24 protein-coding genes and 1 pseudogene are annotated in these 22,087 nt (G+C 62.1%); 15 read left to right on the forward strand and 10 right to left on the reverse strand.

All coding sequences use genetic code 11. The features are described from left to right. Positions 1 to 412: ABC transporter ATP-binding protein (locus tag ACFFWD_RS00010; RefSeq protein WP_376960185.1), on the forward strand; the 412-nt coding region annotated here is incomplete at its 5' end. Between the two features lie 93 nt (positions 413 to 505). Here the strand turns inward: ACFFWD_RS00010 and ACFFWD_RS00015 are convergent. Next, positions 506 to 1,975 (reverse strand): NRAMP family divalent metal transporter, encoded by a 1,470-nt coding sequence (locus ACFFWD_RS00015; protein ID WP_376960187.1) that lies wholly within the window; start codon positions 1,973 to 1,975, stop codon positions 506 to 508. A gap of 309 nt (positions 1,976 to 2,284) precedes the next feature. Between ACFFWD_RS00015 and ACFFWD_RS00020 the strand changes: the two genes are divergently transcribed. Continuing rightward, positions 2,285 to 2,434 carry a hypothetical protein gene (locus ACFFWD_RS00020; protein WP_376960189.1) on the forward strand — a complete coding sequence of 50 codons (150 nt, stop codon included), beginning with the start codon at positions 2,285 to 2,287 and terminating at the stop codon, positions 2,432 to 2,434. Positions 2,435 to 2,580: 146 nt separating this feature from the next. On the opposite strand, the gene ACFFWD_RS00025 is transcribed toward ACFFWD_RS00020, so the two are convergent. Both ACFFWD_RS00025 and ACFFWD_RS00030 read right to left on the reverse strand, forming a co-directional pair. Further along, a complete protein-coding gene (locus ACFFWD_RS00025; protein WP_376960191.1) occupies positions 2,581 to 2,880 on the reverse strand; it encodes a PilZ domain-containing protein in 300 nt (99 codons plus the stop codon). A gap of 170 nt (positions 2,881 to 3,050) precedes the next feature. Next, on the reverse strand, positions 3,051 to 3,800 hold the full coding sequence (locus ACFFWD_RS00030; RefSeq protein ID WP_376960193.1) for a CBS domain-containing protein: 750 nt from the start codon (positions 3,798 to 3,800) through the stop codon (positions 3,051 to 3,053). A 210-nt stretch (positions 3,801 to 4,010) separates the two neighbouring features. Here ACFFWD_RS00030 and ACFFWD_RS00035 point away from each other — a divergent pair, with 210 nt between their 5' ends. From ACFFWD_RS00035 to fixJ, 3 genes are all read left to right on the forward strand, one after another. Beyond that, complete coding sequence (locus ACFFWD_RS00035; protein WP_376960195.1) at positions 4,011 to 4,379, forward strand: hypothetical protein; 369 nt, start codon at positions 4,011 to 4,013, stop codon at positions 4,377 to 4,379. Between the two features lie 338 nt (positions 4,380 to 4,717). Next, complete coding sequence (locus ACFFWD_RS00040; protein ID WP_376960197.1) at positions 4,718 to 6,148, forward strand: PAS domain S-box protein; 1,431 nt, start codon at positions 4,718 to 4,720, stop codon at positions 6,146 to 6,148. Then, positions 6,145 to 6,753, forward strand: a complete 609-nt coding sequence (gene fixJ, locus ACFFWD_RS00045) for a response regulator FixJ (protein ID WP_376960199.1) — start codon at positions 6,145 to 6,147, stop codon at positions 6,751 to 6,753. Before ACFFWD_RS00040 ends, fixJ begins: the two co-directional genes overlap by 4 nt. A gap of 20 nt (positions 6,754 to 6,773) precedes the next feature. Here fixJ and ACFFWD_RS00050 read toward each other — a convergent pair whose 3' ends face one another. From ACFFWD_RS00050 to ACFFWD_RS00060, 3 genes are read right to left on the reverse strand one after another with little or no spacing between them, the layout of a single operon-like run. Further along, the gene (locus ACFFWD_RS00050) at positions 6,774 to 7,880 is read right to left on the reverse strand and encodes an ABC-type transport auxiliary lipoprotein family protein (protein ID WP_376960201.1); all 1,107 of its coding nucleotides are present in this window, start codon (positions 7,878 to 7,880) and stop codon (positions 6,774 to 6,776) included. Positions 7,881 to 7,895: 15 nt separating this feature from the next. Next, positions 7,896 to 8,633, reverse strand: coding sequence for an ABC transporter ATP-binding protein (locus ACFFWD_RS00055; RefSeq protein WP_376960203.1), 738 nt, complete (start codon positions 8,631 to 8,633; stop codon positions 7,896 to 7,898). Between the two features lie 2 nt (positions 8,634 to 8,635). Next, positions 8,636 to 9,757, reverse strand: coding sequence for an MlaE family ABC transporter permease (locus ACFFWD_RS00060; protein WP_376960205.1), 1,122 nt, complete (start codon positions 9,755 to 9,757; stop codon positions 8,636 to 8,638). Positions 9,758 to 9,928: 171 nt separating this feature from the next. On the opposite strand from ACFFWD_RS00060, the gene ACFFWD_RS00065 reads away from it, so the two are divergent. From ACFFWD_RS00065 to ACFFWD_RS00080, 4 genes and pseudogenes are all read left to right on the forward strand, one after another. Further along, positions 9,929 to 10,339 (forward strand): hypothetical protein, encoded by a 411-nt coding sequence (locus ACFFWD_RS00065; RefSeq protein ID WP_376960207.1) that lies wholly within the window; start codon positions 9,929 to 9,931, stop codon positions 10,337 to 10,339. Between the two features lie 136 nt (positions 10,340 to 10,475). Next, positions 10,476 to 11,461: pseudogene (locus ACFFWD_RS00070) on the forward strand (zinc-dependent alcohol dehydrogenase family protein). After that, a complete protein-coding gene (locus ACFFWD_RS00075; RefSeq protein WP_376960209.1) occupies positions 11,455 to 13,029 on the forward strand; it encodes a bifunctional aminoglycoside phosphotransferase/ATP-binding protein in 1,575 nt (524 codons plus the stop codon). Before ACFFWD_RS00070 ends, ACFFWD_RS00075 begins: the two are co-directional and overlap by 7 nt. A gap of 75 nt (positions 13,030 to 13,104) precedes the next feature. Next, the gene (locus ACFFWD_RS00080) at positions 13,105 to 13,356 is read left to right on the forward strand and encodes a hypothetical protein (protein ID WP_376960211.1); all 252 of its coding nucleotides are present in this window, start codon (positions 13,105 to 13,107) and stop codon (positions 13,354 to 13,356) included. Positions 13,357 to 13,428: 72 nt separating this feature from the next. On the opposite strand, the gene ACFFWD_RS00085 is transcribed toward ACFFWD_RS00080, so the two are convergent. From ACFFWD_RS00085 to phbB, 4 genes are all read right to left on the reverse strand, one after another. Beyond that, the gene (locus ACFFWD_RS00085) at positions 13,429 to 15,174 is read right to left on the reverse strand and encodes a PHA/PHB synthase family protein (RefSeq protein WP_376960276.1); all 1,746 of its coding nucleotides are present in this window, start codon (positions 15,172 to 15,174) and stop codon (positions 13,429 to 13,431) included. Between the two features lie 284 nt (positions 15,175 to 15,458). Then, on the reverse strand, positions 15,459 to 15,725 hold the full coding sequence (locus ACFFWD_RS00090; RefSeq protein WP_376960213.1) for a hypothetical protein: 267 nt from the start codon (positions 15,723 to 15,725) through the stop codon (positions 15,459 to 15,461). Beyond that, complete coding sequence (locus ACFFWD_RS00095) at positions 15,722 to 16,210, reverse strand: CBS domain-containing protein (protein ID WP_376960215.1); 489 nt, start codon at positions 16,208 to 16,210, stop codon at positions 15,722 to 15,724. The genes ACFFWD_RS00090 and ACFFWD_RS00095 overlap by 4 nt, the downstream gene beginning before the upstream one ends. A gap of 6 nt (positions 16,211 to 16,216) precedes the next feature. Then, positions 16,217 to 16,942 carry an acetoacetyl-CoA reductase gene (gene phbB / locus ACFFWD_RS00100; protein WP_376960217.1) on the reverse strand — a complete coding sequence of 242 codons (726 nt, stop codon included), beginning with the start codon at positions 16,940 to 16,942 and terminating at the stop codon, positions 16,217 to 16,219. 163 nt (positions 16,943 to 17,105) lie between these two features. Here phbB and ACFFWD_RS00105 point away from each other — a divergent pair, with 163 nt between their 5' ends. From ACFFWD_RS00105 to ACFFWD_RS00130, 6 genes are all read left to right on the forward strand, one after another. Continuing rightward, entirely contained in the window at positions 17,106 to 17,936 is an 831-nt protein-coding gene (locus ACFFWD_RS00105; protein ID WP_376960219.1) for a universal stress protein, read from the forward strand. Between the two features lie 16 nt (positions 17,937 to 17,952). Continuing rightward, positions 17,953 to 18,309 carry a c-type cytochrome gene (locus tag ACFFWD_RS00110; protein ID WP_376960221.1) on the forward strand — a complete coding sequence of 119 codons (357 nt, stop codon included), beginning with the start codon at positions 17,953 to 17,955 and terminating at the stop codon, positions 18,307 to 18,309. 56 nt (positions 18,310 to 18,365) lie between these two features. Then, a complete protein-coding gene (locus ACFFWD_RS00115) occupies positions 18,366 to 19,088 on the forward strand; it encodes a CBS domain-containing protein (protein WP_376960223.1) in 723 nt (240 codons plus the stop codon). Positions 19,089 to 19,109: 21 nt separating this feature from the next. Beyond that, a complete protein-coding gene (locus tag ACFFWD_RS00120; RefSeq protein ID WP_376960225.1) occupies positions 19,110 to 19,277 on the forward strand; it encodes a hypothetical protein in 168 nt (55 codons plus the stop codon). A 171-nt stretch (positions 19,278 to 19,448) separates the two neighbouring features. Next, positions 19,449 to 20,126: a helix-turn-helix domain-containing protein gene (locus ACFFWD_RS00125; protein ID WP_376960226.1), complete on the forward strand. Its 678-nt coding sequence runs from the start codon at positions 19,449 to 19,451 to the stop codon at positions 20,124 to 20,126. A gap of 205 nt (positions 20,127 to 20,331) precedes the next feature. After that, positions 20,332 to 21,891 (forward strand): oleate hydratase, encoded by a 1,560-nt coding sequence (locus ACFFWD_RS00130; RefSeq protein ID WP_376960278.1) that lies wholly within the window; start codon positions 20,332 to 20,334, stop codon positions 21,889 to 21,891. The last annotated feature ends 196 nt before the right edge of the window (positions 21,892 to 22,087 follow it).

The raw sequence follows: 22,087 nt of genomic DNA on the forward strand, positions 1-22,087 counted from the left end.
GCTACGTAGGGAATCAGACTCGCACCCTCTTGACCAGTCACTACTCAGACAGGCTCCTAGAGCTGCGGACCTGCTCAGTTCCTTCGGACTAAACGACCATCTTCACAAGCGGCCCGATCAGCTCTCAGGCGGCCAGCGTCAGCGGGTAGCGGTTGCGCGCGCGCTCGCGAACGACCCGCCGGTCATCCTTGCGGATGAGCCGACCGGCAGCCTCGATTCCGTCTCGACCAGGCAGGTCTTCGACATTCTGCGCGACCTCGTTGCCGAGCGCGGCAAAACCGTTGTCGCGGTGACGCATGACATCAACCTTGCCGCGCAAATGCACCGTCGGCTCCATGTCGTGGATGGACGCCTGGAGAAGGACGAGCGGACGAGTATGACGATCACGCAGAGTAGAATACCGGCGGAATGACGTAAGCTGCCGGTGCGGCGGCCGACAGCCCGGATGCGCCTCCTGAGCGGCGCCTCCGGGCTGGCCGCTTTGCGATATCCACGATTGGCTGGATTACCCGGGCACGAGCATCAGGATCGCGGCCAGTCCCATCACGAGTGTCGCGATCCAGCCGAGAATGATGACCGGCCAGCCCGAGGTGTGCGGGCCCATAACTGAAGGCCTCGAGGCAAGCAGGATAATCACCACCATCAGGGGGACCGCGACGACCCCGTTGATCACGGCACTCCAGAACAGCGCCTTCATCGGACTGATCGGCGAATACGAGATGAATAATCCTGCGATGACGCTGACCGCGATCACGCCGTAAAATCCACGCGCATCCTGTGTTCTTTTCTCGAGGCCTTCGTTCCAACCCATGGCTTCGGCGAGCGCATAGGCCGCGGAGCCCGCGAGAACCGGCACGCCGATCAGACCGACGCCGACGATGCCGATTGCAAACAGGATGAAGGCAAAATCTCCGGCAAGCGGCCGCAACGCGCTGGCTGCCTGGGCCGCGGTCTCGATGTTGGTGATTCCCGCCACGTGCAACGTCACGGCGGTCGCCAGGATGATGAAGTAGGCCGCAATGTCCGAGTAGAACATGCCGCTCCAGGTGTCCCACTGGATCCGCCGCAACTCCTTGGGCGCGCCAGCCGGATCCTGCACGAGCGGAGCGCTCCCTTGTGCAAGCATGTCCTCGACTTCCTCGGATGCCTGCCAGAAGAAAAGGTACGGGCTGATGGTCGTCCCGAAGACGCCGACAACGACTGCCGCGGTATCCGAGCTCAGTTGCAACCGTGGCCATACCGTTCGCAGCGCGACCTCGCCCCAGGGAACATGAACCGTAAACAGCACCGCGACGTAGGCCAGCAGCGAGAGGGCCAGCCACTTCAGGAAGAAGACATAGCGGTGATACGGCACGAATATCTGAAGCAGAAGTGTCGCAACGACGAAGATGACCGCCATCGCATGCCGATCGAGACCGATCAGGAGCTCGCCGACTTCCCCAATGACCGCGACGTCGGCCCCGATATTGAGGGTGTTCGCGATCAACAGGAGCAAAACAACGCCCTTGAGGACGAGAGGCGGGAATGTCGCCTTAATGTTCGCCGCCAGACCGCGGCCGGTGACCCGTCCAATCCTCCCACACATGGATTGAATCGCAGCCATGAACGGGAAGGCCAGCGGCATCGTCCACAGCATGTTCAGGCCGAACTGTGCGCCCGCTTGGGAGTAGGTGGCGATGCCGCTAGGGTCGTCGTCAGCCACGCCGGTGATGAGCCCCGGCCCCAGTCGCGATAGTGGATGATCCTTCAATCGCTCCCAAGCGAACCGAAACATGGTCGCACGACGCGCGGTCTCGTATTCTGCAGGCAACGCCGCGCTGCATACAGGCGTCCGCCCAGCGGAGCCGGCCAGGTGTCCGCCAACTTGCGTCTCCGTCGGCTCGTCCATGGAAACTCCGGCTTTCCGTCCTTTTCGAGAATATGCAGCGCCCCGGCGGCCGGGCTGAGAGCCTCGTCCCGCATGAACGGCACGCACGGCTGACCCAAATCATCCCGCTTTGCGGATTGATGTGCCTCGATTCTCGCCGCGCGTTGGATGCGTCGGCCCCGCCTATTTCGTCTCAATGTCGCCGAGATCAGGCCTGTTTCACCAATCGTCATCGATTTCGAAACCAGGGACGGTCTTGTCAACACCCAGACGCGCGATGACTTGCGCGCTGCCGGTCTTCCCGGGTGCATCAACAGCCGCGAACCGTCGCGAGCAAACCGGAGGTTAGCCGCCCCAGGACGGCGGTAACGCCGGCGGAGTTCGAAGCTCCATCGCATCGGCGAAAATGGTCCAATCATGGACACCTTTTTGCTTGCAGAAATCGGTCTCCGCCTGCTGCGCCGCTTTACTGAGCGAAGCGGCATCGACCTTGAACGCGGCCTGGCAGGCACGATGCTCGTGACCGGTATCGTCGCAAACGGTCTTGATGAACCGAACGTCAAATGAAGGCATAGCACCCTCTTCTCGTGGGCGGGTTTCCTAATTGTCCATTCTGCCGTTCACGCCGAACGTGCGTTTGATCTGCCTCAAAAAGACTTCCCGAAAGAAGAGACTCGGTCTAATCGGGAGCGGGGCCGCCCAGCTACGGGCAGTTACACTATCAACCGGCGGCGTGTCGACTGTTTGGTATTCTCAAACCTGGCTCCGATTTGATCATCCATCACCCAGGTTAGCTCGCAGCGCCTGAAAACTGATCCGGTCGTGGATAACAGAAGAAGAAATTTCCGCACGTCGAGACCTGCGATCGGCTCAAGCGCTCTGAGCTTTACACCGGACTCCGATGCATCCAGCATCAAGCACCTGCGCTTCCACGTTCCATCGCTAGCAGCAATATCGACTTCAACACCCCGTGTGAATTTTACCCGTGACGCTCTACGTTTCTCAGGGCGCATTCTTGCAAACTCTTGGAATTATCTGGACCAATCCGCAGAACGGGTCTCTTCAGCCAACGACGGGTGGGCACGGTTGCGGGACAGGATTTATCCGCAGCAGCGGAGCCTCCGCCGCAATGATGGCGAGCTAATGAAGCGCCCGGCACGAAGGCCACCGACAAGGCGGACGATCAACTTGCAGCCTCCTTTGCAGCCCTCGCGGCGGCCGCCTGCTCGTCTTCGGTAGATTGGAGATAGAAGCCGGAATAGGTGTCGACGAAGCGCAGGTGGTCGTGCACTTCCTTGACACCGGCGACATTCTCAGCTGCAACAATTGACGCCTGCCTTGCGCGGTCGTCCGTAATGACCCCGTGCAGGTGCACAACGCCGTTGCGGGCCGCGACCTGGAGACCGAGCGGGCGCCAGTCGGCGGCGTCGAGCGCCCGCATTACGCGGTCGCGAATGTGCTCATCGTCCGCTGTGGGGTCAGGGATCTCGCGGGCAAGCGAGGCGACCGTCCGCAGAAGGTCGGCGCGCGTCACTATACCCACAAGCTGCCCGTTGCGCGTCACTGGCAGACGCTTGATCCCCTTCTTCTCCATTAGCATAACAAGGTCCTGCAACGTGGTCTCCTCCGTCACGGTGACCGGATCATCCGACATGATCTCGCCGACCTTCCGCCCCCGCTCGTGAACGAAGTCAACTGCCGCCCGGCCGGAACCGACGAAGAATTGCAGCCAGCGTGCTCGCCGGCGCTGCGTGCCGATTTCGCTGCGCCGCAGGAAATCGCTCTCCGAGATGATGCCGACGAGCCTGCCGCGCGCGTCGACCACCGGCAGGCCACTGATATGGTGATCCATCATTAGCCTGGCGGCCTCGAGGATCGACGTATCGGTCTCAACCGCAATGACATGTCTCGTCATGATCTGATGCGCACGCATTGCGGTCCTCCTTCGCGTTTTGATCAAGTTCGCATCAACGCGCACCAACTGTCTTGATACGGATCAAGGCAGCTAAGCCTCCCGACGGCGGTCGTGCCCCTCCCATTCTTCTCCAGCCAGAAAGCGACAACGGGTGGCCGCGTTGACCCAAATCAACGCCGCCGATTGTCACTGTGCGACAATAACTTCTATTAACGAAGGACGTTCAACATGACCGACCACAACGAAAACCGTCCAGACGCAGGCGCCGCCGCCGCGGCAATTTACAGCTACGCGCAGCGCGCGATCGCGGTCCAGTCGGAATTCTCCGAAAAGCTGATCGAGGCAAACCGGCACTGGCTCGAGCAGACCCAGATCGAGTCGAACGAAGCGTGGGAGCTGTTTCGCAAGATCAACTCCACAACCTCGACCGCCGAGAAGATCACCGGCCTACAGGACTGGATCAAGGGCGTGACAGAGCGCGCCGCGCAGGACGCGATCTACGCGATCGAGACCATGCGATCGTTGAGCAACATCGAGCTGAATCTGTTAGCGCGGCGGGCCTGCGAAGCGGCCGAGACCGTGCGGAAAGCCGCCTGAATTTGCCGATCCGGCATACGCAGCCGCCCCCAGCGGGCAACAATGACGCGACCTGGGAACGGATCGAAACAGCCCCCTATGACCGCGACCTCGAACTCGCCGTGATCGAGGACAATAGCATTCACAACGTCATCTTCGCCTGCCGGCGGGTCCTCGGGGGGTGGGTCAAGGCGAAGACCGGAGACCGTATTGCCGTGCACCCGACACATTGGCGGGCCTGGGTCAAATAGGCTCGGCCACGTCGTACCTTCGTGCTTGCAAACTTGCTCGTCCCTCAGCCGTAGCCTCCAGCCCGCAAACGTTGTATTCTTCCAATATTACCAAGGCGTTACGGCGATATGTCCGACCGCTTCTTGTACCGTTATGGCACTGCCGCGGCAGCAGCCGCGCTCGCGCTGATAGCGCGCGTGATGCTGCATGACTATTTCGAAGACCGTACATTCACGATCATCTACGTCCCGGTCGTCGTTTTTGCCGCTTTCGCCGGCGGCCGCGGACCGGCAATCTTTGCCACCCTGCTCTGCATCGGCATCAGCGCCGCATTCCTTGGCAAAGGCCTCGTCGTCGATCCCGCGAACCTGATCGATATCGTAGGTTTTGCCTTACTTGGTCCCATCCTCGGCTTCATGGGCGATCGGCTGCTGCGGGAATCGGAGCAGGCGCGGTATCGGCAAGCGCATCTGCAATCAATCCTGGACACGGTGCCGGAAGCCATGATCGTGATCGACGATCACGGCATCATCCGCTCATTCAGCGCCGCCGCGGTCCGCTTGTTCGGCTGGTCGGCGGACCAAGTGGTCGGCCAGAATGTGTCCTGCCTGATGCCACAACCCTATCGTAGCGAGCATGACCAGTACATCGAACGCTATCTCGCCACCGCCGAGCGGCGTATTATTGGTATCGGCCGCATCGTGGTCGGGGAACGAATCGACGGCTCGACGTTCCCGATGGAGCTCGCGGTGGGCGAAGCCCGGGTGCGCGGCGAGCGCTTCTTCACCGGCTTCATCCGGGACCTCACCGAGCGGCGGGCGCAGGAGCGGCGGATGCAGGAGCTGCAATCCGAACTAGTTCACGTGTCGCGGCTGACGGCGATGGGCGAGATGGCGTCCTCCATCGCCCATGAAATCAATCAACCGCTCTCCGCCATCACAAACTACATGCGCGGTGCAAAGGCACTGCTGACATCCGGAAAACCCGACGCCGAGCGTATCTGCGATGCGCTTGAGCTTGCCTCGCAACAGGCTCTACGTGCCGGCGACATCATCAAGCGCCTGCGCGACTTTGTCGCAAAGGGCGAAACACAGCACTCGCTGGAGAATCCGGTCACACTGCTTGAAGAGGCCGTGGCGCTGGCACTGCTCGGCGCCAAGGAGCAAGGCGTGCGCGTGGTAATCCGCAGCGACCGTGACATACCCTCGATCATCGTCGACAAGATCCAGATCCAGCAGGTCGCACTGAACTTGATCCGCAACGCGATCGAGGCGATGGCGTCCTCTCCGCGCCGCGAATTGACCGTCGGCGTCGCCAAATCCGGAGGTGCGGTCAGGTTCACGGTTGCCGACACCGGTCCGGGCATCAGCCCCGAAATCACTGACCGCCTGTTTCAGCCCTTTGTCACGACGAAGGAACAGGGCATGGGTGTTGGACTGTCGATTTGTCGAACCATCATCGAATCCCACGGTGGTCACATCGACGCGTTTCCCAATGCCGGCGGCGGCTCGGTTTTTCAGTTCATACTCCCGTTTGCGGAAGCCGGAGAAGAGGTATGACGACGCGACGCACCATTCATGTGATCGATGATGACCCGGCGATGCGGGACTCGCTGGCCTTCCTCCTCGACGTCAACGGCTTCGCCGTGGTGACGCACGAGACGGCGACCGAGTTCCTGGGCCACCTCCCGAGCGGCCAGCTCGATTGCATCGTCTCGGATATCAGTATGCCCGGGATGAGTGGGCTCGAACTGGTGCGCAAACTCAAGGCCGACGGCGTCGCCTGTCCCGTTGTCGTCATCACCGGTCATGGCGACGTGGCGCTTGCGGTGGAAGCGATGAAGGCCGGCGTGGTCGACTTCATCGAGAAGCCGTTTGAGGACGAGGCGCTCCTGCGCACGATCCGCGAAGCGCTGGACGCGCATCCGCTGAAACCGGCCGACGACGCGGCCAGGCTCCGGGCGGAAGCCCGCCTTGCCGACCTCTCGCCGCGCGAGCGCGACGTCCTGCAGGGACTGGTCGCCGGCAAGATCAACAAGGTCATCGCGCACGATCTCGGGATCAGCCCGCGCACAGTCGAGGTCTATCGCGCGAACCTGATGGCCAAGACCAACGCGCGCAGCATGTCGGAACTGATGCGAATCGCGATGGCGGCGGGGCTCTGAGACCCCAACCCACGGACAGGTCACTCATCCCGACTGCCCGCCCACGCGATCAGCTTGCGCGCCAGCGCATCGAACGCCTTATCGAAGGCGACCGCCGCATTCGCGGGAGCGAGCGTGTCGATCGCGCAAGACTCCTGAAACAGTTGCGCGCTCTGCAGATGCCCGTTGGCGTCGACGATCCGCGCCGACAGGGCAATGACCGTCTGTGGCTGCGGCCCAAGCTCGATTTCGAAGCGGCGCAGGTCGATGAGCAGGCGCGACGCGCCCTCGACGCCGCTGTCGGCGCGCAGCGGGGCGTGTGCGACGTCATAATTCTCGAAACTCTGCAGTAGCCGCGCCTGCACCAGCGCCGGCAGGCTGTCGCTCCACAGCGCTTCTGCGAAGTCGTGCGTTCCCTCGTCTGGCGCGAACAGGAAACGCTGGGTCTGAAGGCGGGTGATAGCGGTCGGCTCCGCCATGACCAACGGCGTTGGCAGCGTCGCGCCGCGTTGCGGCTCGAACCTGTCCACGGCGTGAATATCGTAGACCACCTTGCGCGGCGTACCGCTGCCGGTCATGCGCTCCAACCCTGCGACGATGCCGTCGAGTTTCGGCGTGTTGCGCGCCAACCCATCCGCAAACGTGCTGAGGTTGCCGATCGTGTCGCGCAGCGGCCCGGCATTCTCAGACAATACCGCATCAACCCGGCGCAAAGCGTCGCGGGCAGCCTGGGTCATGCTTTGCCCGGCGCCTTTTTCGGCCACCAGCGGTCCGCGCACCGGCGGCGCATCGGGATTGTCACCGCCCTCCAGCGCAACCACTGGAACGCCGGTCAGACCTTGGAAGTCGAGGTCGACGCGCGTGTCGGCATGGACCGGGGTGCGCTCCGCGACTGCGATGGTGACACGGACGTCGCGCGGACGACCCGGGACGAGCTCGAGCGCGGTTACCTCGCCGACGCGGATGCCGTTGAAGAGGACGCCGGCACCAACGAGGAGCCCGGGCACCGGACCGTTGAAGACAAGTTGGTAGGTCTCCCGCTTGCCGATACCCCCAACATTGTTCAGCCAGTAGACAAAGCCGAACACGGCGACGACCGCCGACAATACAAAGGCACCGACAACAACGTAGGGCGCACGAATTTCCATATGCATCGCTCCCGTCTAGGCGCCCAGACCCAGCATCTGGGCGCGGGCGCCATGAAAGTAGGCCTTGACCCAGGGATGATCGGACTTGAGCACGGAGGACAGCGGCCCGATGGCTGCAATCCTGCCGTCGGCAAGCGCCGCCACGCGATCGCAAACGGCCTGCAGACTGTTCAGATCATGCGTCACCATGAACACCGTGAAACGAAGCGTCCGGTGCAGCGTCCGGATCAGAGCATCGAACTCGCCCGCGGCGATCGGATCGAGGCCGGAGGTGGGCTCGTCCAGGAACAGGAGCGCGGGATCGAGCGCCAGCGCCCGCGCGAGCGCGACGCGCTTGGTCATGCCGCCAGAAAGCTCGGAAGGAAACTTGTCCCCGTCCTCGCGGGTGAGACCGACCATCTCGAGCTTTGCGTCCGCGATCTCATCGAGCAGCCGCGGCGAAAGGCGCGCATTCTCACGCAGAGGAAACTGGATATTCTGGCGCGCCGTCAATGCCGAGAACAGCGCTCCTTGCTGGAAAAGGATGCCCCAGCGCCGATCACCTCTATCGTTAGCGGCAAACTCGATCTGCCCGCTGCGATTCGGCAGCAGGCCGACCAGCGTCCGCATCAGCACCGATTTTCCGCCCCCGGACGCGCCAACGAGGCCGAGGATCTCTCCCCGCTTCACGTCGAGATCAAGGTGATCGAGGATCGTCTTCTTGCCGAAGCCGACCACGAGGTCGCGGATATGAATCGCCGGTGTGTCCGTCATGACTACATCCCGATCGAGGCGAAGAACACCGCAAACAGCCCGTCGAGCACGATCACCAGGAAGATCGACTTCACCACCGACGCGGTCGTCTGCTCTCCGAGCGATTCCGCGCTGCCCTTGACGCTCAGTCCCTCCACGGCCGCGACCACCCCGATGACAATAGCCATGAATGGCGCCTTGATAATGCCGACCTCAAAATGAGTGACCGAGACCGCGTCATGCAGCCGTGCGATGAAGATCGCGGGACTCATGCCGCCGTAGAGCCAGGCGACGAGCCCACCGCCATAGAGCGCCGCAAGCGCCCCGAGAAAGGCAAGGATCGGCAGCGCCACGACCAGCGCCAGGATCCGCGGCAGGATCAGGACCGCGACGGGGTCGAGGCCCATGGTGCTGAGGGCGTCGATCTCCTCGCGCATCTTCATCGCGCCGATCTCGGCCGTGTAGGCGCTGCCCGATCGTCCGGCCACCATGATGGCGACGATCAGAACGCCGATCTCGCGCAACACGAGGATGCCGACCATATCGACGACATAGGACTCCGCGCCGAAGCGACGAAAATGGAAGATGCCCTGCTGGGCGATGATTGCGCCGATCAGGAACGTGATGAGTGCCATGATCGGCACGGCCTGCCAGCCGACCCGGCCGAGCTGATAGACGGTCGACGTCAGCCGGAACGATCGAGGGTGCCGGAGAACGTCGAGCAGGGCCGAACTAAAGGCGCCAAACATATGGAGAAAGGCAGCGGAATAAAAAACGAGCCGCTCGCCACCGCGACCGAGCTGATCGAGCTTCTGCAAGACAGGGTTGACGGATTTCCGCTCAGCAGGCCCAGCCTGGTTCAGCCGTTGTACCTCCGCCATCAGATCGCCGTAGGGACCCTCGACGCCGGTCAGGACCGCCCTCGTCGATCGCGCGGTGCCGCCGCGGGCAATCCTCTCGAGCAGCCAGGCACCCACCGTATCGAGCGCGGTCACGCGGCGCAGATCGATGGCCCTGATATCAACGCGCGCCACCCGCTCGCAGAGACGCTCCAGCACCTCGACATTGGCGACGTTCCAGGCGCCGCGTGCGCTGAATACGCGCGGATCGTCCGGATTCGCTGTCAATGTCGGCACGTTGGTCAAGGGGCCACTCCACGTTTATGGATCATCCTAGGGTGGCTGTAGGCGGATGCTTTGACCCAACGCAATCGACCCTACCGGGTGATTTTGACCCACATCAACAGCTAGGTGGGGCGCACGGCTAGCATTGACACTGTTCAGCCTGAACACACCAGGCCACTCAGGAGATTTTAAATGAACCGCGTCGCCTTCAAGCCGCTGCAAAACACGGCATTGCCGCACTCGTTCAGGCATATTCGTCTCGAACGCGCGCGCGAACGTGATCATCCCGAGGGCGCGTCGGCGATCGCCTATATCATGGTCGCTCCATTGGACAGGGTGTCGCGGATCGACGCCGAGGTCTGGAAAACCCATCGGGACGCCTGCCGTGTCGTCCGCCAACGCCCCTGTCAGGAGGACCAACTCGGCCATCTCGTGCATGACCCCAGCGGCGGCTGGCGCTTTCACTATGACGTGTCGGGCGTGGCGGCAGACGAGGCTGGATATCACTTCGGCGACGAACGCTTCCGGCTCGGCGAATATGTGTCCGTCCGCGAGGCCGACGGCATGCATCCCTATCGGGTCGTCGCCGTTACACCGCTTTGATCCCGACTTGGCCGGATCAGGATGTCTGCCCCCCATATTCTGCATCGTGATGTTCTCGACCGCCGGCGTTGACCGAGATCAAAACGAGACGAATGTGATAGGATGAAAAAGATCACAGGCCCGAGCGAGTTCTGTCATGTTCGCCATGATCCTGCCTGCGCTCAGCGCGCGGCTGCAACTTGTGGAGCGACCGGATCCAATTCCCGGTCCGGGCGAGGTACGCATCAGGATCGGCGCCTGCGGAGTCTGCCGGACCGACCTGCATGTCGTCGACGGAGAGTTGCCTGACATCGCTTACCCGATCGTTCCCGGCCACGAAGTGGTCGGCCGTATCGACGCAATCGGTGACGGGGTAAGCAACGCGCGTCTCGGCATGCGTGTCGGCGTACCCTGGCTCGGCTCGACCTGCGGGCATTGTCCCTATTGCCGGGAGGGCAAAGAAAATCTCTGCGATCATCCGCAATTCACCGGCTATACGCGCGACGGCGGCTTCGCGAGCCACCTTGTCGCGGACGCGCGTTACTGCTTCCCGCTCGATGAGGGCGGCGACGACGCCGAACTTGCACCCTTGCTGTGTGCCGGCCTGATCGGCTGGCGTTCCCTGGTGATGGCCGGTGAAGGCAGCAACCTCGGCATCTACGGCTTTGGCGCGGCCGGGCACATCGTCGCGCAGGTGGCGCGCGCGCAAGGCCGGGCGGTTTACGCCTTCACCCGCGCGGGCGACGCTGAAGCCCAGCATCTGGCGTTGTCGGTCGGCGCGTCCTGGGCAGGCGCCTCCGACGAGCGGCCGCCGTTGAACTGGATGCCGCAATCATCTACGCGCCCGCGGGTCCTCTCGTCCCGCTTGCGCTGCGCGCGCTACGCAAAGGCGGCCGCGTGGTCTGCGCCGGCATTCACATGTCGGACATTCCCAGCTTTCCCTACAGCATCCTCTGGGGTGAGCGGCAGATCGTTTCGGTCGCCAATCTCACCCGGCAGGACGGCATCGATTTTTTCAAGGCCGCAGCGCGGGTGGGAGTTCAGACCCATGTCACCGTCTTCCCGCTTGAGCAGGCCAATGAGGCCCTGTCGCGCCTGCGCGATGGCAAGCTTGTCGGCACCGCCGTTCTGAAGCCATGCTGACACCGGCGACATCCATCGGCCTGAGCGCAAATGAAGGCGACCAGGCCGCGGTGTTGTCGTTCCTGTCCTGTGCGAGCGGTAAGGATGCGACGGTGCAGCGATTCGACACCCATTGCTCGGTCGTCTTCCTCGAGCCCGACCGTGTCCTGAAGATCAAGCGCGCGGTCAAGCTCCCCTATCTCGACTTTTCGACCCTGGAGAAACGGCGGCGTGCCTGCGAAGACGAGATTGCGATCAACCGGCGTTATGCGCCCACGATCTATCGTAGGATTGTGCCGATCACCCGTGAGGGCGATGGTCTGGCCATTGGAGGTCGCGGCCCCGTGGTCGAGTGGGCAGTCGAAATGGCCCGCTTCGATGAGAGCAAGACGCTCGACCGCCTGGCCGCGCAAGTCGCCCTCGAACCGGACCTCGCAGAGGCCCTGGCCGCCATTCTGCTCGAGTCCCACCTGAAAGCGACCATCAGCGGCGGATCGAACTGGCTTGCTTCCCTCCCCGGCATCATCGACCGCAACACGGAGCGATTTCGCGCCGAGGCCGCCCCTTCCCGCGAAAGGATCGACAAGCTGCACGAACTGAGCCACCGGGAGCTCGCGCGGAATCTGGATCTCTTGCGACGCCGCGCGGCGGCGGGACAAGTCCGGCGCTGTCACGGTGATGCACATCTCGGCAACATCGTCCTGATCGACGGCAGGCCGGTCCTGTTCGATGCCATCGAGTTTGATCCCGAAATCGCGACAACCGACGTCCTTTACGACTTCGCGTTTCCCCTTATGGACCTCTTGCACTTTGGGCAAAAGGCTCCCGCGAACAGACTGTTTAACAGCTACATGCAAACTGCCTGGCACGCGCATTCGGATGCATTGCGGCTGCTGCCTCTGTTTCTTTCGATTCGCGCCGCGATCCGGGCCAACGTGCTCTTCACCCAGCATCAGCAACGTCCGCAGGATCGGACAATCGCAGTCAATGCGGCGCGCTACTTCGACCTCGCGCTGCAACTGGTCGCGCCGGAGTCGCCGTGCCTCCTCGTGATTGGCGGAAGGTCTGGCACCGGCAAGAGCGTGCTGGCGCGCGACATCGCGGGCCTGATCGCACCACCGCCAGGCGCGCTGGTCTTGCGATCCGATGTCATTCGCAAGGAACTTTACGGCGTGGCCGAACATACGACGTTGCCGCCCGCGACCTATACTCCCGAGGCATCCGATCGCGTCTATCGGGCAATGATCGAGCGGGCCGAACGCGCCTTGGCCCAGGGGATTTCCGTTGTGCTCGATGCGGCATTCCTGAAGCCGTCGGAACGCGATGCCGCAGAAGTCGCCGCCCGCGACACCATGGTCGAGTTCCACGGCATCTTTCTGACCACCGATTCCGGCACACGGCTGCAGCGTGTCGCCGCGCGGCAACATGACGCGTCGGACGCGACGCCTAACGTAGCCCTTGACCAGGAGAGCATTGACACCGGTGATATCGGCTGGGAGATCGTGGACGCGTCCGGTTCGCCTGCGACGACTCTCGACCGCAGCACGTCCCGCCTGCGAGAGGCTTCACTCCATCCAGTTAAGCAGTAAGTCCCTAAGGGGATTCCTGGAATTGGCTGGTCCGGTGAACTCTGGCAGCATCCTCAGCATTAGCGGGAGGAATCTATGAAACGGCGATTGACCCTTCTCTTTGTTGGAAGCGCCATCTTCTCGCTGACGCTTGTCCTCTTCTACAATTGGTTCTTCCCCGATGTTCTGCCGCTAGCCTCCACGGAGCCGCAATCCATCTGGCGGTTCGAGGCCGCCTTTGTCGTCACCTCAATCGCATGGATCGCAGCGTCAGTGTCGGCCCTGTCTGCGGTGGGATTGCTGCTCCTGCACTACAGCCGCCGCCATGCCGACATCGAAGGCCGTTAGATCGATCCGATCCGCTCCATCACGTCTATCGAGCGGGATGAGACATCATCCCGCCTTTCCTTCGCGGGCAGATCAGCGCTGCAGCACGTATTGCCCCGGCGCATCCTCCAGCGGTGGTCCGCCTTGGACCGCGTGGAGCGACGGTTGGGCCGGAATCCACGCGCCAGAATGGGCCGTTAGGAAGCGAACCCACTCCAACCACCACGATCCCTCGCGATGTGCTGCCTTCTTCAGCCACTGGTCAGGACCGACATACGGGCCGTCCGCCTTCTTCTCCAGCATCTGATAGCTGCGCCCCTCCTCTGACGGCGCCACCACGATCCCGGCATTATGGCCGCCGCTCGCCAGCACGAAGGTGATATCGGCTTCGGCGACCAAGTGGATCTTGTGCACCGACCGCCAGGGCGCGACGTGATCGCGCACCGTGCCGACCACGAACATCGGAGCGCGGAGATCGGAGAGCGCGATCGGTTGCCCATCCGCCAAATATCGGCCCTCGGCCAGGTCGTTGTTGAGGAATAGCTTGCGCAGATAGTCCGAATGCATCCGGTAAGGCATGCGCGTCGCGTCGGCGTTCCATGACATCAAGTCGCTGGGCGGGGTACGCTCGCCTATGAGATAGTCACGCACCAGCCGCGACCAGATCAGGTCATTCGACCGAAGCAGCCGGAATGCGCCGGCCATCTGCGCCGCTTCGAGTACGCCGCGCTGCCACATCATGTCCTCGAGGAACGCGACCTGACTTTCGCTGATGAAGAGCGTCAGTTCGCCCGCCTCGGTAAAGTCGACCTGGGCTGCAAGGAGCGTCACCGATCGCAAGCAGGCTGGACCCTCCTTGCGCAACCGAGCCGCGGCAATTGCCAGGAGCGTGCCGCCAAGACAGTAGCCCGCGGCGTGAATCTCACGTTCCGGAACGAGCTGATTGATCGCGTCGATCGCGGCATCGACCCCAAGGGTGCGATAGTGCTCGAGATCCAGGTCGCGATCGATCGGCGTCGGATTGCGCCATGAGATCATGAACACATTGAAGCCGCGCTCCACCAGGAAGCGCACGAGCGAATTGTGTGGCGAGAGATCGAGGACGTAATATTTCATGATCCAGGCCGGCACGATAAGCACCGGCTCGGGACAGACGTCCGCCCTGACAGGCGAGTATTGGATGAGCTCGATCAGTTCGTTTCGATAGACGACTTTGCCCTTGGTCACGGCGACGTCCTTACCGACGACAAAACGGTCACCTTCGGACGGCCGGGAGCCGAGCAGGTTCTTGCAGTCCTCCAGCCAGTTGTGCCATCCGGAGACGAAGTTGCCGCCGCCCGAATCCATAATCCGACGCAGCACCTCCGGGTTGCTGAACGCAAAATTGGACGGCGCGATGGTGTCCAGGCATTGGCGGATGACGAAATCGGCGATCGCCGCATTCCCTTTCGAGACGCCGTGCAGGCCACCCGTCGCCGATCGCCACCACCGTTCGCTGAGGAGAAACGACTGCGCCATGAGATTGAATGCCGGCGATTGCCAGTCTGGATCGGAAAATCGATTGTCACCCACCTGAGGCTTGATCATGAGCCAAGGCTGCCAGGCGGCATGCGGCGTCGACGCCATGCGGGCGAAACGCGAGCCATCGCCGAGCGCCTTCAATGCAAGCTCAATCCGCTTGCCGGGAGATGCTGCCAGATGGAGCTGCCAGTCGGCAAAGGCGAGCGCGAGGCCTGCCGGCGAGAGCCCACCGGTCCATCGCGCGAGCTCCGCATGGACCAGGCGGTCGATGGTATCGATACCCGTCAATGCATTGTTCTCAAGCGACGCCGGCGCCATCTCTTTGGCATGCACCGTGTCGTCATTGGCGGGACGTGCGCTGTGGTCGGGAACTGTCTGGATTGTCATCGCTTGCCTCCTCGGAGCAAGGTAAACGGGCTCGCTCCTTTGCGACGTTGCGCTGGGTCAATTGCTGCATCGTGACGCATCCGGATCGCAGGCATCGGTCGCTCAATCGATGTGGAAGCGCTTTCGTCCCAGCGCGACGATTTCCCGGTCAGTCGAATGGTCGCTCGGTCCTACGTGAAGACTGAGATCCGGCCGCACGATCTTTAGATAGTTCATCAGCTCCGTCTTCTCGTTGCCCGGGGCCCAATGATGAGCAGGTCCGAGCAGCCGTCCGGCGCCTCGCCTACCCTGACGAGGAACATCGAATCATCTTGGACGCGGCCGGAGCCGATCGTGCTCGCCTTGTGATGAAGATGCCGGGATGACAGCTGCGCGTGCACGGCCGTGGCGCTGACGCCCGTCAGTCCCATGGAAAATATCTTGGCAATAAGGTGATCGATCCAGACGACGGCATGCGTGTGAGGAGATGTCCTATCGCTCATGAATGGGGTCCAGTGCTATCCTTTGCAGTCTCCTCGCTCAATCGAAGCGCAAGCGTCGCAAGCAGTTCTCGACGGCTGACGATACCGATGACGGATCCGGCGCTGACGACCGGGACCTGAACGATGTTGTAAATATCCATCTGCGCGACAACGTCATCGAGAGATGCATCGACATCCACGGTGATCGGCGTGGGACTCATGAGAGCACCGACCCGCAGCGTGTGCATGCGTTGGCGCTCGGGATTGTTCTCGTCTATACCGAGGAGCGCTTCCAGCCAGTTTCCGGACGGAGGATTGATGCCCAGCTCGTCGCGGTGGAGGAAATCGCCTTCCGAAAGCATACCGACGAGATCGCCATTGTCATTGATGACCGGCAAGAAGCGCTGATCGGTTTCCAACAGAAGCTGGACGGCTTCGAGCACTGGTGCATTCGGCTTGATCGTCGCGAACGACGTGCGCACCACATCAGTTGCCAACATGATCATCCCACCTCAGCACATGTATTGGCCGCCATTTATCGAAAGCGTCGAACCGGTGATGAAGCCCGCTTCATCTGCGGCCAGGAACACGACGGCTCGAGCGATCTCTTCGGGCTGCCCAAGTCGCCCCACCGGAATCTGCGGCAGAATGGCCTTCTGCATAACATCTGCCGGCACCGCGGCCAGCATCCCCGTGTTGATATATCCGGGGCAGATCGCGTTCACCGTAATGCCGAACCGCGCACTTTCGAGCGCGAGCGCGCGTGTAAAGCCGAGCTCGGCTGCCTTCGCCGCCGCGTAGTTCGTCTGCCCAAGCTGCCCCTTCTGCCCGTTGATCGACGAAATGTTGATGATCCGCCCGAATTTTTGCGCCCGCATGCCCTCGATGAGGGGTCGACACATGTTGAACAGCGAATCCAGGTCGGTCCGGAGCACCGCATCCCATTGCGCCCTGGTCATCCGGTGCAGCGTGCTGTCGCGCACGATTCCAGCATTGTTGACCAGGATGTCGATCGGTCCGAGCTTGGCTTCGACGTCGCGGACGCCGGCCGCGCAAGCCTCGAAGCTGCTGACGTCCCACTGAAAGACGGGAATTCCGGTCTCTTCGTGGAAACGACGCGCAGCATCTGAATTGCCGGCGTAGCTCGCCGCCACCCGACATCCCGATGCAGCGAGGGCGCACGAAATGGCCGCGCCGATTCCTCTGCTTCCGCCCGTTACCAATGCGACACGTGCCATGCTGGTTCCCCATCACTCAGGATGAGACCATTGCGCGAAGTCCGCCGCGGACGGCTTGATCTGGCTCAAACGGACCCGACAATCGCATATGAGGCAGATCAATATATCCCGCGCCGGCCTGTGCTTCGATGGACAATAGCCTTTTCACCGATGGAGAACGGCAATGTTCAGGAACGTATTGGTCCACATTCCCACCGAGCTGTCGGTGCGTCCCGCGGTGGACGGATCAATCTCGCTTGCAGCCAGCACGGGCGCGCACCTCGACGCAATGGCCATCGGCTACGAGACGACGAACATCCCGCTCGTTGCGGGCGGAGCAGCGGTGGCCTCGATCTTCGAGGTCGAGCATTCGCGGGCGCTGGAGCGTGCCGAAACCGCGCTGCGCATCTTTGACCTTGAGGCACGAAACACGGACATTTCCTATGCGTCCCGCGCGATCAGCGCGATTCCCGCTGAAGCGCGCGGGATCATCTGCGCGAGCGCGCGACTGCACGATCTGACCGTCGTCACACAGCCACAGAGCGACCACGACAGCTATGACAACGTCATCCCGCAGGAAATCCTTTTCCAAGCCGGCCGGCCCGTGCTGTACATGCCGTACACGTTCCGCGGCACGTTTTCGGCCAGGCGAATCGGAATTTGCTGGGATGGCAGCCGGCTTGCCTCCCGCGCGCTACACGACGCGATGCCGTTTCTTCGTGAGGCCGATGCCCTCACCGTCATCTCCATCACCGGTCCGGACGCGATCCCGGACAGCTCCACCGACCAGCTGGTACGGTACCTCGCACGGTCGGGGCTGCCTGCGAAGGTCGCCTCCTTCCCGTCGCACCGGTCAGAGATCCAACCGGCCATCCTGTCGAGTGCTTCGGACGAGAGCCTCGATCTGCTGGTGATGGGCGGATATGGCCACTCTCGGCTGCAGGAAACGCTGCTGGGCGGGGTAACGCGGGAAATGCTTCACTCGATGACCGTCCCGGTCCTGATGTCGCATTGATCGCGAGCGACCAGCAATGGGACGTACTGCAAGGTCTTTCTTGCATGCGGTCTGCTGCGGCGTGGCCGCCGTCATCACGCTTGGTGCGGCATTGACGCCGGTCGTGGCCGATCTTGAACAGGGCCGCCGGCTGGCGCGGTTCTACTGCGCCCGCTGTCACGCGATCGACAAGGTGAGCCCGAGCCCACTGACGATCGCCCCGCCGTTCCGAACGTTGCATGAGCACTACCCAGTCGAAATGCTGGAAGAAGCGCTCGCGGAAGGAATCGTCACCGGCCATCCGACCATGCCCGAGTTCAGCTTCGAGCCGGACCAGGTCAACGATTTCATCCTGTTCCTGAAATCGCTGGAGGATAGCAAAGCGGGCCGTTGAGCCAGGTCAATGTGCCACTCGAGCACGGCTCTATTATTTGCATTGGGAGGTTCGACATGCGCGCCCATCAGATCATGACCAAGCACGTCATTGGCGTCAGTCGGCATACATCGATTCTGGACGCCGCCAAAATCATGTTGCGTTGTCACGTCAGCGGCCTGCCGGTACTGGACGAAAAGGGTAAGCTCATAGGCACGGTTTCCGAGGGAGATTTCCTGCGGCGCGCCGAGATCGGCACGGGGCGCAAGCGTTCAGCCTGGCTCGAGCTGTTCACCGGCGTCGGTCGCGCTGCCACCGATTTTGTCCATGAGCACGGCCGCAAGGTCGAAGACGTAATGACGGCAAGTCCGATCACGGTCGAAGAACAGACGCCGCTCGATGAGATCGTGCACCTTATGCAGAAGCACGGCGTGAAGCGCCTACCGGTCATGAACGGCCAGGCCATGGTCGGGATCGTGACCTGCGCCGACATTCTGCAGGCGGTCGCGTCAATGGCGCATCAGGTCCCCGATCCGACGGCTGACGACAGTCATATCCGCGAACGTATTGTGCGCGAAATCAATGTCGCGGCTTGGCGACCGGCCGGATTCCAGGTCTCGGTGCGCAACGGCGTTGTGCATCTGTACGGCCTGATTTTCGATGACCGCACCCGCCAGGCCACGATCGTGCTGGCCGAAAACACCTCCGGCGTCAAAGATGTTCGCGATCATCTCTGCTTCGTCGACGGTTACTCCGGGTACTGCGTGGAACTGCGCGAAGACATCAAGGCGGCCAACTAGCCAAGAGCCGGAGGTCATAACATGCCGATAGACTCACTCATTGTCGTCGCCATCGTCTGCATCATATTCTCATCGTTCGCGTTCGTGCTGGCCTTGACCGACCATAGAACCACGCGCTGGCAACGCGAGAAGCAAAGCCAGGATCAATCCAGCACGCAGGCCTCCTACCCCGAAAAGGATGCGGCCTGACAACGCCCCGACTGCGCGTCCCGGTACAAACGCGCGGAGAACCAGCGTTTCTCGCAAGGACCTACGTATAATTACTTAGGTGGTTTCTACTTAGGGGAAACACCCAAATTTTCCAGTTCGTTAAACGGGGTCAATCTGCATTCATCGTTCTTACCGCGATGGAGTGCCGCGATGCAGACCCAGGCCGCCGTTTCCCTCGAAATCAGCCGTTGTTTGACCAGTGTCGACCGTGGGCAATCCCGTGCCGGAGGGCCGTTCGGCATGATCGGCACGCCGATGCGGTTTGCCTGCAATGCCGAAATCTACGGCGAGGACGAGGCCGCGGAATACCTCTATCAGGTGGTGTCCGGCGCCGTGCGAACCTACAAGATCCTGGAAGACGGGCGGCGCCAGATCGGTGCGTTCTACCTGCCCGGAGACATCTTCGGTTTCGAGGCCGGCGAAACCCATATCGCTTCCGCCGAGGCGATCCGCGAGACCCAGGTGCTGCTGGTGAAGCGCAGCGCGCTCATGGTCCGCGCCAGCCACGAAAAGGATCTCGCACGCCAGCTGTGGGACACGACGGCGCAGGAGCTGCGCCGCTTTCAGGAGCATCTGATGCTCCTGATCAGCAGCGCGGAAAAACGGGTCGTCGGCTTCCTGCTCGATATGGCGCGCCGCGCCGCGAAGGATGCCGCCGTCGAACTTCCCATGTCGCGGCAGGATATCGCCGACTATCTCGGCCTGACCATTGAAACCGTGTCGCGTACCTTCACCCAACTCGAGCAGATCGGCGCGATCTCCCTGCCGACCTCTCGCCGCGTCGAGCTGCGCAATCCCTCGAAGCTGAACCGCCTCGCTCCGGCATAAGCACCCGTGCGGCTCGGGTCAGGTGAGATGTCGCATGTTCAAATCGCGGAGCCACAACCCCGTACCGACATTCGCTGGCGTCGACCGTCTGGAGCCACGCGTCCTTCGAAAGCGTGATCGCTGCCGTGATTGCCTTACCGAGCAGGCAGCGGGGGCGGAGCTTATCGCAACTCACTTCGCTTGCCGACCTTGAACAGAAGGCCTCCTGAGAGCATATTTTATTGGCGGCGGAATCGGATCGCTGGCTGGGGCCGCGTTCCTGATCCGCGATGGCGGGGTCGCAGGAGACAACATCACGATCTATGAGCAGCTTCCCTTGCTTGGTGGCAGCCTCGACGGCGCCAGGCTTGCCGACGGGTCATATTCCCTGCGCGGCGGCCGCATGCTGACGACCGACCACTATGAATGCACATGGGATCTGCTCGCGAGCATCCCTTCGCTGCAGCACCCGGGGCTGACGGTGCGGGACGAAACCGTCAACTTCAACCTCGAGCACAAGGCGCATTCACGAGCCCGCCTCGTCGACCGCAACTGCTCCAAAGTGGACGTCACCACGATGGGCTTTTCGATGCATGAGCGTATGGAGCTGCTGCGGCTGACGGAGGCTTCTGAAGGGAGACTCGGCAACAGCCGCATCACGGACTGGCTGTCGCCGACATTCTTCGAAACCAACTTCTGGTACATGTGGCAGACGACGTTTGCCTTTCAGCCCTGGCATAGCGCGGTCGAACTCAAGCGCTATCTTCACCGCTTCATGAACGAGTTTCCGCGGATCGAGACCTTGGGCGGTGTCAAACGCACGGTCTACAATCAATACGACGCCATCGTTCGACCCTTGACGACCTGGCTCGAAAAGCAGGGCGTGCACTTTCTCGATAACACCCGCGTCACCGACATGGAATTTGTAGGAACCGACGGCAAGCTTTCGGTAACGAGTCTCGCCCTCGAGGGAAGCGGCAACCCCAGCACCATCTCGCTTGGCACGGGCGATTTGGTGTTCTTCCAGAACGGCTCGATGACCGATGCATCAAGCCTCGGGTCGATGACTGAACCTCCCGAACGCCTGACCAAGGCCGACAGCAAGGGGTGGGAGCTGTGGGAAAACATTGCCGCGGGACGGCCCGAGTTCGGCAATCCGGCCGCCTTCAACTGCTCGATTCCGGAATCCTATTGGGAATCTTTCACCGTCACCTGCCGCGATCGGAGCTTCTTCGACCAGATCAACGCCTTCACCGGCAACGACGCCGGCACCGGCGGGCTTGTTACATTCAAGGATTCGCGCTGGCTGATGTCGATCGTGCTGTACCATCAGCCGCATTTCCTCCACCAGCCGGACGATGTCCATGTGTTCTGGGGTTATGCGCTGCATCCGGATCGTGTCGGCGACTTCGTCGCCAAGCCGATGTCCGACTGCGGCGGCTCCGAGATCCTGCGCGAGCTCTGCGGGCATTTGAATTTCGATCCCGCGGTATTCGAGACAGCCAGCTGCATCCCCTGCCGGATGCCTTACATCACCAGCATGTTCATGCCGCGCAACAAGTCTGACCGGCCGCTGCCGGTCCCGGCGACTTCCCGGAATCTCGCCTTCATCAGCCAGTTCGTGGAAATTCCCGACGACGTCGTGTTCACGGTGGAATATTCGGTGCGGGCGGCGCAGATCGCGGTCTATCAGCTGATGAAGATCGCTCGTCCGATCCCACCCATCACTCGGCACGACAGGTCGATCCCAGTTCTCATCGATACGCTGGAAACGGCGTTTGCGTAGAGCGCGACTACCTCGATCCCTCTGCGCGCTCGCCCAACTTTTCGAAAATGATCGCGTCCGAGACCAGGCGCGAGCGTTGGCTGGAAACCATGCGGCGGTACGGCGATGGCCCTATTAGACCCCCTGTTGTCTGCTCGACGGCAATTCTCCAGGTTACGCAAGTGCCCGATGTAGCTCGCCTTTCCCGGCGCTTCCG

The organism is Bradyrhizobium erythrophlei (genome assembly GCF_042430365.1).
Classification (GTDB): Bacteria; Pseudomonadota; Alphaproteobacteria; order Rhizobiales; family Xanthobacteraceae; genus Bradyrhizobium; species Bradyrhizobium erythrophlei.

What these genes read in the sequence shown, in the direction of transcription:
- ACFFWD_RS00020 (WP_376960189.1), top strand. Translation starts at nt 2,285, where the DNA reads ATGGACACCTTTTTGCTTGCAGAAATCGGTCTCCGCCTGCTGCGCCGC.
- ACFFWD_RS00025 (WP_376960191.1), bottom strand. Translation starts at nt 2,880, where the DNA reads ATGCGCCCTGAGAAACGTAGAGCGTCACGGGTAAAATTCACACGGGGT.
- ACFFWD_RS00030 (WP_376960193.1), bottom strand. Translation starts at nt 3,800, where the DNA reads ATGCGTGCGCATCAGATCATGACGAGACATGTCATTGCGGTTGAGACC.
- ACFFWD_RS00035 (WP_376960195.1), top strand. Translation starts at nt 4,011, where the DNA reads ATGACCGACCACAACGAAAACCGTCCAGACGCAGGCGCCGCCGCCGCG.
- ACFFWD_RS00040 (WP_376960197.1), top strand. Translation starts at nt 4,718, where the DNA reads ATGTCCGACCGCTTCTTGTACCGTTATGGCACTGCCGCGGCAGCAGCC.
- fixJ (WP_376960199.1), top strand. Translation starts at nt 6,145, where the DNA reads ATGACGACGCGACGCACCATTCATGTGATCGATGATGACCCGGCGATG.
- ACFFWD_RS00050 (WP_376960201.1), bottom strand. Translation starts at nt 7,880, where the DNA reads ATGGAAATTCGTGCGCCCTACGTTGTTGTCGGTGCCTTTGTATTGTCG.
- ACFFWD_RS00055 (WP_376960203.1), bottom strand. Translation starts at nt 8,633, where the DNA reads ATGACGGACACACCGGCGATTCATATCCGCGACCTCGTGGTCGGCTTC.
- ACFFWD_RS00065 (WP_376960207.1), top strand. Translation starts at nt 9,929, where the DNA reads ATGAACCGCGTCGCCTTCAAGCCGCTGCAAAACACGGCATTGCCGCAC.
- ACFFWD_RS00075 (WP_376960209.1), top strand. Translation starts at nt 11,455, where the DNA reads ATGCTGACACCGGCGACATCCATCGGCCTGAGCGCAAATGAAGGCGAC.
- ACFFWD_RS00080 (WP_376960211.1), top strand. Translation starts at nt 13,105, where the DNA reads ATGAAACGGCGATTGACCCTTCTCTTTGTTGGAAGCGCCATCTTCTCG.
- ACFFWD_RS00085 (WP_376960276.1), bottom strand. Translation starts at nt 15,174, where the DNA reads ATGGCGCCGGCGTCGCTTGAGAACAATGCATTGACGGGTATCGATACC.
- ACFFWD_RS00090 (WP_376960213.1), bottom strand. Translation starts at nt 15,725, where the DNA reads ATGAGCGATAGGACATCTCCTCACACGCATGCCGTCGTCTGGATCGAT.
- ACFFWD_RS00095 (WP_376960215.1), bottom strand. Translation starts at nt 16,210, where the DNA reads ATGATCATGTTGGCAACTGATGTGGTGCGCACGTCGTTCGCGACGATC.
- phbB (WP_376960217.1), bottom strand. Translation starts at nt 16,942, where the DNA reads ATGGCACGTGTCGCATTGGTAACGGGCGGAAGCAGAGGAATCGGCGCG.
- ACFFWD_RS00105 (WP_376960219.1), top strand. Translation starts at nt 17,106, where the DNA reads ATGTTCAGGAACGTATTGGTCCACATTCCCACCGAGCTGTCGGTGCGT.
- ACFFWD_RS00110 (WP_376960221.1), top strand. Translation starts at nt 17,953, where the DNA reads ATGGGACGTACTGCAAGGTCTTTCTTGCATGCGGTCTGCTGCGGCGTG.
- ACFFWD_RS00115 (WP_376960223.1), top strand. Translation starts at nt 18,366, where the DNA reads ATGCGCGCCCATCAGATCATGACCAAGCACGTCATTGGCGTCAGTCGG.
- ACFFWD_RS00120 (WP_376960225.1), top strand. Translation starts at nt 19,110, where the DNA reads ATGCCGATAGACTCACTCATTGTCGTCGCCATCGTCTGCATCATATTC.
- ACFFWD_RS00125 (WP_376960226.1), top strand. Translation starts at nt 19,449, where the DNA reads ATGCAGACCCAGGCCGCCGTTTCCCTCGAAATCAGCCGTTGTTTGACC.